Here is a 1,128-nt window from a genome sequence, read left to right on the forward strand (position 1 = left end):
CTGGGCGGCGCTGCTGGGCATCTCCGTCGCCACCCCGCCGGTCGTTCTGCTGATCGAGGCGGTCAACGGCACGGTTCGCGATGGCGTGGTGATCGCCGTGACCGGTGCGATCACGCTTCTGCTCACCATCACGCGGCTGACCGACTCGGTGACCCTGAACGGCCAGGCCTTGACGCGTGAGCGCGGCTTGCGGCAGGCGAGCGCCGCGCTGGTCGCCGCCGCCGACACGGCGGCCGTGGACGAGGCCGTCCGAGCCGCGATCGCCCAGCTCATGCCGCCGGACGCCATCCGCAGCATCGACTTCGCGGTCGACAACCGTAAGCTCGCGTTGGAAGCGGTGCCCGGCCTGGAGGCCGGCCCGCCGCCCCGCAGCTGGTGGATCGAGGACGCGGACCGCGACTATGCCACGCTGGTCTGCCCGCTCTGGCTGGAGCCGCTCGCCGTCGCCCGGCCCAGCGGCGGCGCCCTGATCCTGGTGGGTCGCCGGGACACCCTGACCGCCACTCGCGACACCCTCGAGGTGCTGGCCGGTCAGGCGGCGCTCGCGCTGGATCGCATCTCCCTGGTGGAGGCGGTCGGCCGCCGCGACAGCGATCTCTATCTGCGCGCGGTGATCCGGAACAGCGCGGACATCATGGTGGTGATCGACGAGGATCAGCGCATCCGGTACGCCAGTCCGTCGCTGCGCGATCTGCTCGGCGCCGACGACCTTCCACCGCTGGCCACCCTCGACGATCTGGTGCATCCGGACGATCGCAACCAGCTGCGTCAGGCCTTCCACAGCTCCGGCGACGGTGTGGTGTTCTGCTCGCTGATGCGGGCGGACGACAGCCAGGTGCTGGTCGAAGTCACGTACCGTGACCTGCGCGAGGACCGCCTGGTCCAAGGGTTTGTAGTGACGATGCGGGATTTCACCCAGGGCCATGAGCGGGACGAGCAGCTGCCCCATGGCGACAACCTGGAAGAGTTACCGGCCCGGGTGAACCGGCGCAGCGCTCGACACAAGTTCCGCTACTAGCCCCGCCCGTCACCTGGAAAGGGGTGGCGAAGCATCGCGTCTGTTTCGGGATCGGGCAGGAGTTCCCGCACCTCCTGCGCGCAGCGGCAAGCGCCCGCGATCTTGGCAGC

At 69.9% G+C, this 1,128-nt stretch carries 1 protein-coding gene; it reads left to right on the forward strand.

Features of this window, described 5'->3' with window-relative positions; translation table 11 throughout:
- The coding region (locus AB0M20_RS45040) for a PAS domain S-box protein (protein ID WP_364307767.1) at window positions 1-1,018 on the forward strand (1,018 nt) is incomplete at its 5' end.
- Window positions 1,019-1,128 lie beyond the last annotated feature (110 nt).

The organism is Actinoplanes sp. NPDC051633, from assembly GCF_040681735.1.
GTDB lineage: Bacteria > Actinomycetota > Actinomycetes > Mycobacteriales > Micromonosporaceae > Actinoplanes.